Below are 16,329 nucleotides of genomic sequence, written 5' to 3' on the forward strand. Positions count from 1 at the left end.
CATAAGTTCTTTATAAAGAACATTTTTTAAATAAACTAACGACGGTGATAAAGATGAGTGCGATCGCAGGTATCCTTAACTTCAATAAGAATCCATTAATTCCTCAAGATACTACAAATTTAATGAAAGCTTTTCAACGATATCCCGCTGACCATATAGATACTTGGAAAAATAATCAAGTTTTTCTCGGCTGCCATGCCCAATGGATTACCCCTGAATCAATCGGTGAGCCTCTTCCCTACTATGATTATGAAAAAAGGGTAGCGATCACCGCAGATGCCATTATTGATAACAGGGAAGAGTTATTTGATAAATTGCATATTGGACATGCAAATAGAAAAGTCATACCAGATAGTCAACTAATATTACTAGCTTACCATAAGTGGGGAGAAGAAGTCCCCAAACATCTAATTGGTGATTTTGCATTTATGATTTGGGATGAAAAAAATGGCCATCTCTTTGGAGCAAGAGATTTTTCGGGTGCGAGAACTCTTTACTTTTACTATGACTCTAATCGATTTGCTTTTTCAACTACGGTCGCTCCCTTATTCCAGTTGCCATATATCAAAAAAAAAATTAACGAGGAATGGTTAGCGGAGTTTCTTGCAATCCCAGGGATGGTTGAATCGGTAGATAGTAAATCCACCGTTTATAAAGCGATCTACCAAATTCCTCCCTTTCATAGTATTACCGTAAAGGATGGGAGGGTGACCTTTTCTAGGTATGGCCGAATAGAAGCGAAAAAACAATTAAAACTTAAATCGGAAAAAGAATATGATGAAGCATTTAATGAAGTCTTTCAAGAGGCAATAACATCAAGAGTGCGGACACATGGAAAAGTAGGGTCTCATTTAAGTGGCGGCTTAGATTCGGGAACCGTTGTTAGTTTTGCTGCTAAAGCTCTAAAAAAGGAGAACAAGCGGTTGTATACGTTTAGTTCCGTACCAGAAAAAAGCTTTGTCGATTGGACCCCAGATTATTACCTGCCAAATGAAACATCATTTATTAAAGAAACGGTAAATTATGTCGGTAATATAGAAGATCAATACTTGGACTTTTCAGGGAAGTCTCCTTTAACCGAATTAGATGATTTCCTTGAATTAATGGAAATGCCTTATAAGTTTTTTGAAAATATGTTTTGGTTAAAAGGAATTAATCAAGTAGCCCACCAAAAAGGAATTAAAATTCTTCTTAATGGGGCAAGGGGCAACCACTCAATTTCATGGGGGTCATGGCAATTAACCATGGACTATTATGCTTCACTATTGAAAAGGTTAAAATGGCTGACACTTAATCGAGAACTAAGTAACTACTGTCAAAACTTTAATACTGATAAATTCGGAATGCTGCCAAATCTAGCCAAGCAAGCATTTCCCCTGCTGGCAAATATGGTAACCAAAACAGTTAAACTTGATCCTGGTTTCCCTGTTTATATTAATACTGATTTAGCAAAGAGAACAAATATTTTCACTAAACTGGAGGAATCTGGGGTAAACCCTACTGGAAATATCGCAAAGGATTTAAATGAACACCGAATCAATCATTATAACCAGCCCTATGCTTGGAACAAAAGCGGAACAGCGACAACGAAATTATCGCTACGTTATGGATTATGGGATCGTGATCCCACCAATGATATCCGTGTCATACGATTTTGCCTATCATTACCAGCAGAACAATATGTACAAGGTGGGATGGAGCGTTCATTTATTAGGAGGGTAACGAAAGGTGTTCTACCTGACAAAGTTCGACTCAATCATCAAGTCAGGGGGATACAAGGTGCGGATACGATCCATCGTATGACTCCTATCTGGAATGTATTTCTTCATGAACTCAAACAACTTTCCACTGACCCACTAGTTTATGACTTTATAAATTTAGAAAGTATTAGAACAATCCTTGCTCATTACGGGGAAGAAATTCCTCATCCAGGATTTGTACATAACGAAGATTTCAAAATATTAACGAGAAGTTTGATTGTTTATCGATTTATAAAAAACTTTCACCGAAAGGAGGTGACAACATGAAGAAAGTATGGAATCAGCCATCATTAGAAGTTCTTGATTTTCGTATGACCATGAATGGACCAGGAAACGCAAATGCTGATTGCTTTGACGTCTCTGACGGCAAACAGGAAACTCATTTCGGAAGGTCCAATGCAAGTTGTTTGCAAGATAAGAGCTAGATTAGTAATTTTATAACTATTTGCCCTTATACCTTCTCAAACATCAATAAGGATAAGGGCTTATTATATTTTATCCAATTCATACCTGCTTAAAAATCGATGAGCATACTTTTAGGAGGATATCCTAATGAAGGAAATATTATATTTTGTAAAAAAACTACATAACTACTCTGGAAAAATACTTTATTTCAATCTTCTAGGTATGATGTTGATGAGCGTACTAGAAGGGGTTGGGATATTATTTTTAATTCCCATGATCAGCATGAGCAAAATTATTAATATCGAAACAACAGGTATCCCTTTTTTAACGAATTTGAACTTTCTACAGGATATTCCCAATACAGTAGGAATTCCCATCATATTAGGAATCTATGTTTTACTGGTTATTGGTCAAAATATACTGCAGCGTCAAATCACGATTCGTAATTCCATCCTACAACATGGATTTTTTCGACAGTTGCGCATTGAAACTTATGAATCATTGCTTCACGCAAATTGGGACTTCTTTGTAAAAAAAAGAAAATCCGATCTTATGAATTATATGACATCTGAAATCGCAACAGCCAGTGCAGGGACAAATTCTGTTTTGCAATTTCTTACCTCCCTGATTTTTACACTTATTCAAATTGGACTAGCTTTTATGCTTTCTCTAAAAATAACTATTTTTGTATTAATGAGTGGTCTTTTCTTACTCTTCTTTTCTCGCAACTACTTAAAAAGATCAATTGCGATCGGAGGAAGAAATTATGAATCAGGAAAAAAATATCTTGCTGGAATAACCGATCAACTAAATGGAATTAAAGACATTAAAAGCAATACTCTTGAAGAATCACGAATGAGCTGGTTTAGGGATGTCACGATAAGGATGCAGAAAGAACAAATTGAATACACAAGATTGAGTACAAAGTCCCAATTCTATTATAAGGCTGCATCTGCCATTTTAATTGCTCTATTTGTATGGACTGCAATCATTCTGTTTCATGCACAAGGAGGTCAACTACTCTTAATCATTGTGATTTTTTCAAAATTATGGCCAAGAGTGGCTGGTATTCAGGCAACATTGGAACAAATCGCCATGAGAATACCATCTTATAAAGCGCTTCTAGCCTTACAAAAGGAATGTATTGATTCAAGGGAATTCTTCGAAAAGAATCCAAATGATATTGAGCCTGTACATATCAATATTGGGATAGAATGTAAGAATATTTTCTTTCGCCATAATAAAAACGCAGCAACCTTTTCGTTAGAAAATATAAACCTCTATTTACCTTCGAATCAAATGACCGCAGTTGTTGGCCGCTCAGGAGCTGGAAAGAGTACGTTGATTGATATTTTAATGGGGCTAAATAAGCCGGAAAAAGGCCAGGTACTACTGGATGGAATACCACTTTCAAAGGATAATCTACTATCATTGAGGCGTGCCATTAGTTACGTTCCGCAGGACCCATTTTTATTTAATGCTAGCATTCGAGACAATCTTATGATCGTGGCGTCCGATGCTACCGAGAAACAAATATGGGAGGCATTAGAGTTTTCTTCTGCAGCTGAGTTTGTCAGCAAGCTTCCTGAAGGATTAGATACTATTATTGGTGATAGAGGAATTAAACTCTCAGGCGGAGAGCGACAGCGGCTTGTATTAGCTCGTGCAATTTTACGAAATCCATCAATCTTGATTTTAGATGAAGCAACAAGTGCTTTAGATTCCGAAAATGAGGTAAAAATTCAAGAGGCATTAACAAGATTAAAAGGAAAATTAACGATTATCGTTATAGCACACCGGTTATCAACCATTAAAAATGCGGATCAAGTAATAGTTTTAGATCGAGGTCAGATCATCCAAAAAGGACATTTTGGTCAGCTTGCAAAGGATAGAAAGGGTGTGTTTAATAAGTTATTAAAATATCAGATGGAAGCAATCCAATCATAAAGAAAAACCAATTTTTGAAACCTCTCTTTTTTTGGAAACGCCATTATTAAGAATATGAAGGGATCTAAATATATGATTGCAATGCAACTTATTGGAACTGCGAAACGGATGCTTAAAGAACACCGCTCCTCCAGAAATCTCATTATCAGGCTCGGGGTATCATGTTTCTATGTATTATGGAATGCAGCCCAAACTACAAGAAAAATGTTTGTTGACTCAAATTTTCGCTCAATCTTTCTTTTGCGGTTACTGAATTCTAAGAACGTCCACCAAACGACATCTCTTACCTGTATAAACCGATATCCAACTATATTTTTAGCTTGCCAAGAATATTTTAATGGTAAAGAAGATTTAAAGATCCTATCTTACGGTTGTTCGACTGGCGAGGAGGTTTTAACTCTTCGTCAATTTTTTCCGAATGCACAGATAATAGGGACAGATATTAATAAACGCAGCCTTGAACTATGTAAAAAGCTTCCTGTTGATGATAATATTACTTTTATCTATTCATCACCTAGAGAAATTGAGAAACATGGGCCATACGATGCCATATTCTGCATGCCTGTTTTGCAAAGAAATCCTCATGAAGTTGCAGCAAAAGGCATAAGCAATTTGAAGAAAATATATTCCTTTGAAAAGTTTGAAACTCAGATTATGGCACTCGATAAACTTCTTAATCAAAAGGGATTACTAATTGTGCACTACACGCAATATTCACTTTGTGACACTAGAGTAGCTTCTAAGTATGGCGTTTTAGGCGATTATAATCAAAATGATTATTTATCTCCTGTATTCGATAAAAATAGCAATTTAGTCAAAAATCCTCCTTCTCAGAACAGTATTTTTATTAAATCGCAGAAGTAAAGTCCGATTTGTTGTTTCATTGATTATTTTAATAATCATCACTTAATAAATTGAGGAAAATATATCTTCATTAAATAAAGCATACTTTTTTTTTAGAAATCAAATCTATTATTCTTAGAAAATTTTAGGGAATCTTAATCTCGTAGGGCAAGATTCCCACAACCACTCAAGCACTAAACCAACTATCCTCTCTATTCTTTTTGTTCAAACTCTGTCATAGTCAAATATAGTATTCTACATGCTTACTGCCTTCCACATTTCATGCAAGCAAGATACCACATTCTTTATTATGGCTGAATAGAGTTTCATAGAAAGGACTTACCATCCAAAAAGTTATCCCCTTATAAATCAGTTCTTTTTACCTATGTCTTTTTCATTGAAGGTTTGCTGATAAATAGACATGGTTAAGAGGCTGTCAGAGTTTTCAACAGCCTAAGGTTAAGGATCAAATAGTCATTTATGAATTCTTATTAACTGTTAAGAGGAAGGACCCAATAAATTATTTTATACTCTATTAATTTTTCTCCACATCCACAATCCTGGCCTTAATATGACATAAAGCATTGCCATTGACTTGGGTAAGGGCATGGTCTCTCTGTCACTTTTTTGAGGCTTAAAATGTCTTATTATATAAGACATTTTAAGTCTCAAGTTTGGTAATAAAGAAAAGTAATAATATTTATCATGAAAGTATTCATTCCATGGTAAATTGCTTCTTTCAGGTTCTTTGATTTCTCGGATATAGAAAACTGCTAAATGTGCTAATTTATATGATTTTTCCCCTCTTATTAAAGAGTCTATTTGTATATCCATGGGAAAAGGAGTATTAAGTATCTGTTGTGCTAACAAGAGCGCTTGACCAGCTATATGTTGATATTGAAACTTTAATAACTGAGGAATTAAATATCCCCAGTTCAGTCCTTTCCTTACTAACCGATCAATATCTACCAACCATCTCAATCGAAACCAACCATGACGTGCTCCGTGAGGTACGAGATATAAGAATAAATCATCCCTACCCAAAAAACATATAGGGTAGCTAGTCAAGGGGGTAATTCTTCTTCTTTCCCATAAATAATCAAAAGAAGGTTCTATGCCTAAATCTGGATGAAGACGCCAATGAATCTCAATATTAATAGCTTTCTTAAAATGGAAGTAACAAAAATGATGGTCTCCCACTGCCACTTTTTCATATCCAAGCTTTAAAATTATTTCTTCTGTTCTTTTTAAATCCCTTTGTTGCACAAGAATATCCAAATCCTTTGAAGTTCGGTGAGATAAATCACCGTAAAGATCCATTGCTAATACAGGTCCTTTTAACATGAGAGCTTGAATATCAAGTTCTCCCAAATGTCTAAATATATTTTCCATTTCCCCAGTTAAATGTAGCATTTGAAAAGTATTTTTACGATATTCCTGAGACAAGACTTGAATAACATCCAAAGGTATTGACCCTTCCTTTAGATTTTTTAACTTCATGTAAATCAACGGGTAAACCCGATGATGCTTAGCTAAATTCAGAAATAGTCCCCAATCTACGTCTTCCAACCAGGGTTGCAAAATATTTTCAAAACTTTGCTCACTTTCGGCTTTCATGCAAATTAGTAATAATTGTAATTCCCGCGAGAAATTTTGGGGATTGAAAATATTTATTTCGGTCATTATTAACTGCCACCTCACCTGCAAAATTATTAGTGATTTATGATAATAAGAATCTATTTAAAACAATTAATTATTCTCAATATAGAACATTATATCACTTTTTACTGAACAAAATACAAATTTTTCTTTATCTTTTAATACGGACAAATAGGGGGGGAAAGTCAGTTTCAATAACTTAAGGATAATGGCATGCCCTTGAGGCAGTTATAGGAGTGCAGAGTCCTGAATAAATGTCCGCACAAATATGTGAACTATCGCTTATATAAGAATGTACGAAATTACTCATTTTCCTTCGCTAAATGATTCCTAAATGATATGAATATCCTACAATTGTAACGACAGTGGCGTGATGTAATATTCAGTCAAAAATTAAGGTTGCTAACTTCGGCTCTTGAAAAATCCCATTCCAAGATTAAAAATTCACATTTGTTGTTAATATGGTACTTCGATTTTCATAACGCATATCAATTAGATGGAAAAAAAGCTTCGCATCTTCAGCATCAATCTGTAATAGCCAATTTCATCGATAACGAGAAGTTAGTACTTGGTGCAGTTTTCCAAACTAGATTCTAATAGATTTTCAAGGGATGCTCTCTTTAGATTTTGTATGAGGTCATGGCAATTGATAAAATATGTGCTTGTCGCGCTTCTTTGCTACCGGTATTCCTATAGAAGTGGCCAAGTAGGTTTTTTCCTTATGGAAAGCTTTGCATAAAGGAAAGACTCATTTATCCACTGCCCTTGGTATTCACGCTATTGAGCATGGATACCAGGTTTCTGTTATATCAATGGATCGTTTAATTTATGTATTAAAATCAAGAGAGTATATCAGTAGATCTTAGACGAGGTACAACCGTATCACCAAATCCGACCTGATTATAATCGATGATGTCATGTATATGGCATATGAGCCACAGTATGCCCATTTATTCTTCCAGTTCATTTATGAGATGTATGACAAAGTTGCATTTATCCTTACATCTAATTAAGGTCATGGAGAATGAGGAAAGTTCCTTGGAGATACGACACTAACCACAGCAATATTGGATCGTCTCCTTCATCGGAGTGAAATTTTGATTTTCAGCGAAGAACAGGACAGTATCAGAATGAAATACAGAAGAGCATTATTTGATAATGCAAAGTGTTGAATCTTAATTGATGAAAACTGTTTAATCCTATTTACTAAAAACTGTTGAATTCAACTTGACGGTTACACATGGTCTTGTTATTCTTTAAACATTGCTTTCTTGTTTCGGCGTAGCTTCTTCTTTAGCTTACTATCTTCAAATTGCCAATCAGAAATTATATATCCCACTTTTCTGTATACATCATTCCAGTTGGCTGTTTTATAGTAGATCCGGGTAATTAATTTTCATCCGCATATTTCTTAGCTGTCCTCCAATTATTCCCTAAAGTATTTTTAATTTTTGTAGGTTGTCCTTTTTTGTTTCTGAGGTTTTTGATACAATTAATTTTAGACATTGCTAACATCCTTTCGTAAACCTCCACTCTGTATTGATTCGAGACCTATACAGTAGAAGGACTTGGGGGTGGTTGGCAAGTATTTTTTTGCACCTATTAAATAAAGTGTAGGACTCTGCAGTTTTTACTTGCAAAGGTCTGCACTTTTATTTTGCAATAATCACCAACATCATTGTCCATTATATTTCAATAAAGGGTATTAGATTTAGCATTAAACACCAGCAATTTTGGTTTCCGTTGGTTCCAAATGTGAATTAACCTGCTTTATTATCGAATTGGTTTGCTCGTCTTTTGAATTTCGTTAAATTCTTTCCTAATTTCATAAACGGAACTTCAACTAAATAATAAGCAATTGTTGCAACACCTAAACTACTAATTAAACACAATAGAATAATTGTCCATACTGGAATGATCCCATAGAACAAATGCATAAAACTAAGCAAAATAATTAAATGATATAGATATAAACTAAATGAAATATCACCCAAAAATTTAATCGGTTTTAGCATCAACACGCTTTTTATTCTCGATGAGGCTATAGAGATCAATAAAATGGAACAGACTCCAAGCATAATAATAAAATCACTGACTATTCGTTCGTAAAAAAATACCGGAAGTTTAGCCATATAAATAATCAAATCAGAAAAAGTGTAAAGAACTAACGCTGATAATAACATCCCAACTTTTAGTATCAAAGTCCTATTCCTAATTAACTCTACCAAGAATTTTCTATTCTTTGCGATTAAAGCACCAAAAATAAACATTGATGAGAAGTGTAATGTATCAAAATAGGTAGTATAATATCCATTACTTTTCTGGAAAACAAAATGATCATTTAACCCACTAACAGCTGATAATAAAAGGCTAATTAAGATATTTACTTTCCAGTTAAAACGTAGCACCATTAGAGCAATTATAGGAAATAATAATGATATTCGCATTTCATGTATTAATGACCAAATTGGATTATTGTAAAGACCTGAATGAATGTTTAAGACAAAAGATATGTGTTCGATCACTAACTGAACACTCACTGGATCATTCCATGATTTATTAAACCATTGGCTTAAATTCTCCGTATTTCCTCGCGGTATCAATGTTGCCAGAAACATAGCTAGTGAAATTGCTACTAAATAAGGAAAGTAAATCCTGAGTATCCGTCTAATCGTAAATTTTCGATATGAAAAGATATTTTTTTTTTCAAAAGGCAAAAATAAAACAAATCCACTTAAAACAAAAAATAAAATGACTGCAGCGTGTCCATTAATTAAAACTCTCAATGGTGTGTAGTTAAATAAAAATGGTACAAATGGAACGGCTGCAACCAAATAAATGTGGTGAAAAAACACTGTTAAAGATGCTAGTCCCCGAACGGAGTCTAGTTGTTCGATTCGGTTGCTCACAATTTATCCCCCAAAATGTAAATATTTAAATGATTTGAAATTTTTGTAATTACATTAGGGCTATTTTTATTGCTACGCTAACTTTTTTAAACAACACCATTTAAAAAAATATAACACTACTTTATAACCCAACCAGTATTACCACCATCAACTGATTTAATGTAAATATTCCCGTCTGTACAAATAGCAAGACTTCCCTTTTTTGCAGTTACAAATCCTTCAGGATTATATACAACTGAAAAAATTTGGGGCATTCCTGGTGAACCTGCTAACGTCTGCATCTGCGTTTTATTTATCGTACTGTTTGCATAGTATACTGGTGTACCCTTTTCATTGTATAAATTGATAAGTTTAAAGTTAACAGATGTCTCTGGTTCGTTGAATTGAATTAGAGATAATAACTTAACGTCCGTTCTGTTTTCGTATGCATAGTAATTGTTAATCTTGCTCATGGATAAGTAAGGAGTCGCATTTACAGTGTCTACTATAATAAGTCCAGCTCCTGTTTTTCCACAGTTTCTTGTTACCAGCTCATTAATTTCAATTGTGCAGATTCCTGTTGTGTTGTTACTCCTTAACACAACATCTTGGTGGTTCTCAACGCTGAGTTTATTTATATTTAATTTTCCGCCGCTATTATCCAATAAAGAGCCTGCATACTGAACATTTCCCCTCCTGAAGTCAATCTGACCAAATTCTACTGTTGGGTATTCAGGAAGACCATTTGAAGCGAAAGATGCACTCATACGCAATAGTTTATTAATATTGTCCGTATTTATCAACAAATTTTTAATACTAATAAAGCTTCCATATGTCGTATCAATTAAACGGTTAATATTAACGTCTGTTGTTACTGAGAATGACTCCATATTTAGTGTTATGGCATAGGTAAGTAAAACAGAAGCTGAACTTTGTGTAACATGAACATCAAGTCTGTTGATATTCACAATATAGTTTTTTGCCGTTTTACTAAGTGTATTGGCAGTTAAATCAATTCCTAGACCTCGTACATTCATGTACTCAACGGTATTAATACAGGACAAACCGTTGGAATTTTCCCAGTTGTCAGGCTCAACATCAAGCGAATTAAGCCCATAACGCGCATTGTCAAGATACGCTGTTTTTATATATACATCGGTACAATCTTGAAATACAAGATTTTTTCTTTTAGCATCAATGCCTTGAAAGTAATCAATTTTGATATTACTAGATAACGTATCCTTTGATGTTATCTCCCCTCCAATAAAGAGGTTGTCTCCCCATGATTGCTTTGAAATTAACCGTTCAATGTATATGTCTTTCTTCTTATAAATGAACATATTACTTTGCATTTCGCCATATCTTGGTCCTATTTCGGAGTTACCGATTAAGGTTAGCTCACCATAAAATCGAATGTTATTCCCCATATAGACTAATTTGCTTTCAATTTTAGGATCAGCAACTAATTTTAGAGTGGCACCTCTTTCAAAATAAACCACAGCTTTGTCTGGTACCATCCAACAATTATAATTAACTCCGTTTTGAACAATTGGTTGCAGAATATACTCACCTTTTGGAACATATGCAATGTACCCATTATCTCTACACCAATCCATTGCCGCCTTAAATTCAACGCTCGTAGGTACTCCATCATCTTTATGAACGTTGAAACCATCCAAAATATTTTTAAAATTGATGAAAGGTTCACCGCCTTTTATTCTTTTCCACCTTCTACCATTGATAGTATATTCAAATATACCCGAGTTGTCCCTGATATTTTTAATATTTGTTATATTATCCACTCCAAAGACCCTGCAGCCCAGGTCTAGTAGTTTCTTAGATAAATAGTAACCAATAAATCCCACTGCACCCGTAATAATGTATCTTTTATTAGTATCTAATGGATTGAAACCCAGCACTCTTCAACTCCTTTACCCATTCTTTAGTAACGCCTTCTATTATTGTGGGCTACTACATTACCCTTGCTTCCAACAATCTCTAAAGTTATTAATATTCCGTCCGTCAAAACTAAAGGTTTTTTTATAGCTTTGATTGATTTGTTATTTTTCTCTTGTCCATTTAGTAAGTATTAAATGGACATCCCCTTCCTCAAACGCTCCCCTTAGAAACCTATGATTCTACCTTTTTGGTGCATTCTTACAAAAGCTCTTATCCAACATCATATGCATAGATACCTGTATCCCGTTCAAAAATAAATAAAGGAACATCGTATAAGGAAATAGCTTCCCTTTACCTCTTCTTTTCCAGGTTTGATGGTTAACCTCAAACAACTACCAAATAATAATTACTGTAATTCATTTTAAATATTTAGAATATTAAATAATTTATTAATTTATGTCCAGCCACCTCACCAGTAGGCTGATTAAATCAAAGTAATATTATTTCTCTAAATTATTAGCTTCATATCTACACTCTCAGAATGTCTTAAAACTAATAAGTTTATAATATAATAAAACTCTTTTCTGCTATTAGCCGAGTCGGAAGGAAATCCATACGTTTAATATTCAAGTGGCCCCAAAGAGAATTTTCAAATCAAATCATTAAGTACAATCTTTTTATTATTAATTATGAGAAAACAAAACAAAATTAAGTAAAAAAGATGGATATGTATATCCATCCTTCTATAACATATAAGTCTTATAACTTTAATATCTCGATAAATTTTCACTAGTTAACTTCTTTATTAACTTTATAACCATTTGAATTCTTTTCCTGCCATTTCCAAGAATCTCGGCACATTTCCTCAATTCCGCTTTCAGCTGTCTAGCCTAGTTGCTCTTTAGCTTTTAATGAATAAGCATAGTATACTGCTACATCGCCAGGTCTTCTGTCAACAATTCGATATGGAATTTTCCTTCCAGTCACACTTTCAAATGCTTGGACCATTTCTAATACACTATAACCCTTACCTGTCCCTAAATTATAAGCTTCTATTCCATGTCTAGGCATAATTATCTCTAGTGCTTTTAAATGACCATTTGCAAGATCTACTACACGTATATAATCCCTCACGCCCGTCCCACTATTGTTGGATAATCCTTACCAAACACTTGAAGTTCTTTTAATTTACCCACAGCAACCTGTGTAATAAAAGGCATTAAATTGTTAGGTATCCCGTTTGGATCTTATCCAATATGACTACTTTCATGTGCCCAATTGGATTAAAGTAGCGTAATAAGGCAATGCTCCACTTATTATCAGAAACATATAAGTCTTGTAAAATTTCTTCGATCATAAGCTTTGTTCTGCCATAAGGATTAGTTGCACCTAGTGCAAAATCTTCTAGAATTGGTACGCTTTCAGGCATACCATATACAGTAGTAGAAGAGCTAAACACAAGGTTTTTTACCCCATACTTTTTCATTGCGTCGCAGAGGATGAGTGTTCCTGTTATATTATTATGATAATAATTTTACGAGATTGATTTGTTAGATAGAACTTCATTGGAAGAAGTCTTTCGCAATAATGATATTGAAGCATTTATTCATTTTGCAGGCTTAAAGGCAGTAGGTGGATCGATTTCTGTACATTTTAAACTTGATATTTTTATTTGTTATCTCTTTTATTCTACTTAAAGAATCAGGTTTACTGTTTGAAAAGTTATCAAGAATAACAGGTTCATATCCAGTATTTAGCAGTTCCACACATGTATGACTACCAATATAACCTGTTCCACCAGTTACCAATATCGCCATAAACTAAAACCTCCACTTCTTTACTAAAATGAAATAAAAATTAATTTCTATTTAAATGTAAAGGGTAAAGGTATTAAAACCACTCTCCCACAACTTTATTTTAACTTATAATATTCACAATACCAATCTGCAAACCTTTGTAATCCCTCTTCAATTGAAGTCTTTGGTTTAAATCCCACAGCTTTCTGAAGTAAATCAGTGGATGCATAGGTAGCAGGTACATCACCTAGTTTGATAGGTTCAAAAGTCTTTTCAAAAATTACCTCTCTACCCAATGCATTACTTAGAGCCTTCTCGAGGGCAGCTATAAATACCATTAACTTTTCTGGATTATTGTTTCCAATATTGAAGACTCTGTGAGGTACATTACTATCTCCAATAGGAGGGGCATTAATAAGTCTCTCAATACCTTCTATAATGTCATCTATATAGGTAAAATCTCGATAAAGGTCTTTTTCAAAATCACCATTGTTAAAAATCTTTATTGGCTCTCCCGCAAAATATTTATTAGTGAATCCGTAATATGCCATATCAGGTCTTCCCATTGGTCCGTAAACTGTAAAGAACCGAAGTCCTGTTGCTGGAATTTTATATAAGTTGCTATAAGTATGTGCCATCAATTCATTTGATTTCTTAGTTGATGCATAAAGTGATACCGGTGTATCAACCATATCAGATTCCTCAAATGGTACTTTTTTATTGGCACCGTAAACAGAACTCGATGATGCATATATAAGGTGATCGACCGGATTGTATCTACAAGCCTCTAGGATGTTATAAAAGCCAATGATATTACTCTGAATATATACATCAGGGTTTTCTATTGAGTATCTAACACCCGCTTGAGCTGCAAGATTTACTACCACATTTGGTTTATACTCTTCAAATATATTAGTAATCTGCTCCTTATCCGAGATATCCACTTTAATGAATTTAAAGTTTTTATAAGGTTTCAGCCTGCTCAATCGTGCATATTTAAGTTTTACATCATAGTAGTCATTAATATTATCCACACCAATCACTTTGCAGCCTTGTTCTAATAGTTTCTTAGATAAAAAAAATCCTATAAATCCAGCCGTTCCAGTAACTAGATATGTTTTACTAGGATCTAACTGTTGAATATTCAATACTCTTCGACTCCTTTAAACCCTGTCTATTTACAGGTTTTCTTCCAATTGAATAGTACTCAACCCCAGCCTCTTCCATTTCTTTTAAACTATATATATTCCTTCCATCATAGACTAAAGGAGTTCTCATTAACATCTTATATGATTCAGGCTTCAACGCTTTCAATTCGCCCCATTCAGTAAAGATGAAGCAAACATTTGCACTTTCTAAAGCATCCTCTACATGAGAAACATATTTGATACTACCTTTTCCATTCTTACCTTCTGGATGTACTTTAGCAAAGTTCCTTGCTCCCACAGGGTCATACGCATAAATATCTGCACCTTGATCTAATAGTAATGGCACATTTTCAAGAGAAGCGGCTTCTCTTAGATCATCTGTACCAGGTTTAAATGTTAAACCTAATACCGCTACTTTTAAGCCACTAAATGTAATAAGCCTATTACTAGCTTTTTTATATAACATTGTCTTTTGTGTATTATTTACTTCTATTGCAGCTTTAACTGTTTTAAGTTCGTATCCGTTCTGTCGTGCAATGTATTCAAGTGCTTTTGTGTCTTTAGGAAAACATGAACCTCCAAATCCAATCCCAGCATTTAGAAACTTACTACCTATACGTTGATCAAAACTCATTCCTCTTGCAACATCTTGAATATCAGCACCAACCAACTCACATAGATTTGCAATATCATTCATATAAGAAATTTTTAGAGCAAGGAAATCATTAGATGCGTACTTAATCATTTCAGCTGATCTTCTATTAACTGAAACAATTGGTAAATGAAATGGTTCATAAATTTTCATTAACAACGCTTCTGCCCATTTGCTCTCAGTACCAATAATTATTCTTTCTGCATGTAACGTATCATGAACAGCAGAACCTTGTGCTAGAAATTCTGGATTTGATGATACTTCTACTTTTACATCATTCACTAAAAAATCCTGAATAAACTGTTGAACTTTATCATTTGTTCCAATTGGAACTGTAGATTTCACAACAACCAAGCAGTCCTTTTCTACTGATTCAGCGATTTGTCTTGCAACTGTTGCTATATATGATAGATTTGCAGAACCATCAGACTGCTCAGGGGTGCCAACTCCAATAAATATTGCATCAGCATCTCTGTAGGCTATTTTGAAATCAGTGGTATAATCTATCCTCCCCGCAATATAATTTTTTTTCATCAAATCTTCTAACCCAGACTCGTAAATTGGTGAAACTCCAGTTTTCAAAACTCTTACTTTTTCTTCGTCAACATCAACGCAAGTAACATAATGGCCAACTTCAGCAAAACAAACTCCTGCTACTAAACCAACATAACCTGTTCCAGCTATAGCTATTTTAAACATTATTATTTTCCTTTCTACGTTCTGAGTATTTGAGTCCAGTTTCCACTTTCCTCTATATAGATACATTCGCGGCAACATCAAATAAAATAAAGTTGAATATCGAACAATTTTTGTCCTTAGAATAGGACGATATAAGAATAATTTCATGGGAACGCCCTATTTTAAATCGTCGGTAAAGTAATATACCTTGCTACTCTTTTTCATCTGAGACTAGTAAAAAAGAGAGATTTTGATGTTTCTACTAACCAAGTAATATAATTAAATTTAAAAATTAATTAAGTTGGCACTAATTACAAATCCAATAATATGACATAATATGAAATAGGCCTCTGCTTCGCTTCAGTTTTTTATCGATTGGAGTGTTATTAACAAATCGTTATAATCTATACAATTATATTTTTTTTGTAGCGTACTACCACTTTAATGCTGGCTATCAAACACTCTCACAATAGATGGGAATAACTCTCTATTATGTTGTCCATACAAAGTGGTAATACCATCATACCATTATTGCTTTAAAACCAATTTGAGTACATTTTTTTATTACCTTAGTTGTCTGACTCGTAGATAGCATGAATACATATTAATAATACCATTAGGTATGTGGTTGCTTATTTTTATATAATTCATTTT

At 33.9% G+C, this 16,329-nt stretch carries 9 protein-coding genes and 4 pseudogenes; 5 read left to right on the top strand and 8 right to left on the bottom strand.

Annotated features, from left to right (window positions below; all coding sequences use genetic code 11):
* Positions 1–53: 53 nt before the first annotated feature.
* The 4 genes from V7108_RS22110 (at position 54) to V7108_RS22125 (ending at position 4,976) form a co-directional block, all read left to right on the top strand.
* Complete coding sequence (locus V7108_RS22110; protein ID WP_335569447.1) at positions 54–2,027, top strand: asparagine synthase-related protein; 1,974 nt, start codon at positions 54–56, stop codon at positions 2,025–2,027.
* The gene (locus V7108_RS22115; protein WP_335569448.1) at positions 2,024–2,185 is read left to right on the top strand and encodes a paeninodin family lasso peptide; all 162 of its coding nucleotides are present in this window, start codon (positions 2,024–2,026) and stop codon (positions 2,183–2,185) included. Before V7108_RS22110 ends, V7108_RS22115 begins: the two co-directional genes overlap by 4 nt.
* 127 nt (positions 2,186–2,312) lie before the next feature.
* Complete coding sequence (locus V7108_RS22120) at positions 2,313–4,112, top strand: ABC transporter ATP-binding protein (RefSeq protein ID WP_335569449.1); 1,800 nt, start codon at positions 2,313–2,315, stop codon at positions 4,110–4,112.
* Positions 4,113–4,184: 72 nt separating this feature from the next.
* Positions 4,185–4,976 carry a class I SAM-dependent methyltransferase gene (locus V7108_RS22125; protein ID WP_335569450.1) on the top strand — a complete coding sequence of 264 codons (792 nt, stop codon included), beginning with the start codon at positions 4,185–4,187 and terminating at the stop codon, positions 4,974–4,976.
* A 504-nt stretch (positions 4,977–5,480) separates the two neighbouring features.
* On the opposite strand, the gene V7108_RS22130 is transcribed toward V7108_RS22125, so the two are convergent.
* Both V7108_RS22130 and V7108_RS22135 read right to left on the bottom strand, forming a co-directional pair.
* The gene (locus tag V7108_RS22130) at positions 5,481–6,638 is read right to left on the bottom strand and encodes a nucleotidyltransferase domain-containing protein (protein WP_335569451.1); all 1,158 of its coding nucleotides are present in this window, start codon (positions 6,636–6,638) and stop codon (positions 5,481–5,483) included.
* Between the two features lie 278 nt (positions 6,639–6,916).
* Positions 6,917–7,329, bottom strand: a pseudogene (locus tag V7108_RS22135) (ATP-binding protein); the annotation flags it as partial.
* Between the two features lie 25 nt (positions 7,330–7,354).
* On the opposite strand from V7108_RS22135, the pseudogene V7108_RS22140 reads away from it, so the two are divergent.
* Positions 7,355–7,793, top strand: a pseudogene (locus tag V7108_RS22140) (ATP-binding protein); the annotation flags it as partial.
* Positions 7,794–8,374: 581 nt separating this feature from the next.
* On the opposite strand, the gene V7108_RS22145 reads toward V7108_RS22140, so the two are convergent.
* The 6 genes and pseudogenes from V7108_RS22145 to V7108_RS22175 all read right to left on the bottom strand — a co-directional run bounded on the left by V7108_RS22145 (position 8,375) and on the right by V7108_RS22175 (position 15,696).
* The gene (locus V7108_RS22145; RefSeq protein ID WP_335569452.1) at positions 8,375–9,523 is read right to left on the bottom strand and encodes an acyltransferase family protein; all 1,149 of its coding nucleotides are present in this window, start codon (positions 9,521–9,523) and stop codon (positions 8,375–8,377) included.
* A 116-nt stretch (positions 9,524–9,639) separates the two neighbouring features.
* The gene (locus V7108_RS22150; protein ID WP_335569453.1) at positions 9,640–11,421 is read right to left on the bottom strand and encodes a hypothetical protein; all 1,782 of its coding nucleotides are present in this window, start codon (positions 11,419–11,421) and stop codon (positions 9,640–9,642) included.
* A 769-nt stretch (positions 11,422–12,190) separates the two neighbouring features.
* Positions 12,191–12,938, bottom strand: a pseudogene (galE, locus tag V7108_RS22155) (UDP-glucose 4-epimerase GalE); the annotation flags it as partial.
* A gap of 126 nt (positions 12,939–13,064) precedes the next feature.
* Positions 13,065–13,218: pseudogene (locus V7108_RS22165) on the bottom strand (NAD-dependent epimerase/dehydratase family protein); the annotation flags it as partial.
* A gap of 95 nt (positions 13,219–13,313) precedes the next feature.
* Positions 13,314–14,345: a GDP-mannose 4,6-dehydratase gene (locus V7108_RS22170; protein WP_335569454.1), complete on the bottom strand. Its 1,032-nt coding sequence runs from the start codon at positions 14,343–14,345 to the stop codon at positions 13,314–13,316.
* Positions 14,320–15,696, bottom strand: coding sequence for a UDP-glucose dehydrogenase family protein (locus V7108_RS22175; RefSeq protein ID WP_335569455.1), 1,377 nt, complete (start codon positions 15,694–15,696; stop codon positions 14,320–14,322). Before V7108_RS22175 ends, V7108_RS22170 begins: the two co-directional genes overlap by 26 nt.
* Between the last annotated feature and the right edge of the window lie 633 nt (positions 15,697–16,329).

Origin of the sequence: Neobacillus vireti, assembly GCF_036962345.1 — a bacterium.
Classification (GTDB): domain Bacteria; phylum Bacillota; class Bacilli; order Bacillales; family Cytobacillaceae; genus Neobacillus; species Neobacillus vireti_A.